At 41.1% G+C, this 994-nt stretch carries 2 protein-coding genes; both read left to right on the top strand.

What is annotated here, in order from left to right; genetic code table 11:
• A partial coding sequence (locus ACS8FD_RS17125; protein WP_439276730.1) for a DnaA ATPase domain-containing protein occupies positions 1 to 512 on the top strand: 512 nt, incomplete at its 5' end.
• 99 nt (positions 513 to 611) lie between these two features.
• Positions 612 to 994, top strand: a 383-nt coding sequence (locus ACS8FD_RS17130; protein ID WP_439276731.1) for a DUF2057 family protein, incomplete at its 3' end; no start/stop codon positions are given.

The following is a 994-nucleotide window of genomic DNA, read 5'->3' on the forward strand; positions in this document are numbered from 1 at the left end:
CTATTGATGATTTGGAAGTATTAGAACATAGTAGTCAATGGCAAGAAGCCTTATTTCATTTAATAAACCGTAGCCGAGAAGGGCAGCGGCAGTTGCTATTTGCTGCCAATCGACCAGCCAGTGAGCTGCCGTTTCAGCTGACTGACTTACTGACACGTTTAGCACAAGCGCCTACTTTTAAAGTACCTAATGGTCATGAGCTAGCTGATCGTCAAGCATTATTACAATCTATATTACGCAGGCGAGGTTGGCAGTTCGATGGGCGTATTATTGATCATCTGCTTACCGATGGTCCTCATCGTATCGGTGCAATGATGGAAGTACTCAATTATATTCAGCCGATGTTCTCTAATCTTGGACGTAGCAATATATCAAAAGCAGTCATAAGCGATGCTTTGCGTACTATTGATGAGCAAACGCTTGCCGCTGAGCTTGCAGACATTGCTCAAGAAGTCCATGACGATAGTGAAGCGGCAAATAATGATAATCATACAATACCCTTAGATTTTTAGATATCAAAGCTCACTAAGGTAAGCTCATTAAAGATAGATAGCTTGATGCTGTAACTGTTAATTTTCTCACTAAATTTTTTATCGTGGATAGGATGTCTTATGAAAATCTCTGCTTCTTTGCTCAAAAAAATGACCACCAGTATGCTATTCGTAAGCGTAGGTGCGGTATCTATGCTCTCACATGCAGAGGTTACTTTAAACGTTGATGATCATATCAAAGTAACGGCTATCAACGGACAGGAAGTCAAACAAAGTGCATTTCAGCCTTTAACGAAGACGTTTACTTTGCAGCCGGGTCAACATGCTATTACTGCTAAATACGACCGTTTATATAAATTATCTCATGATGAGCATGATTATTTGCGTTCAGGCAACATCAGCGTAACAGCAGGGTTGGCTGACAACCAAACATACCGTTTGGCTATGCCCAATCAACCAGAAGACTATAAAGCCGCCAAAGAATATGCTGAGCGTCCAACACT

It is taken from the genome of Psychrobacter sp. 1U2 (genome assembly GCF_051847575.1).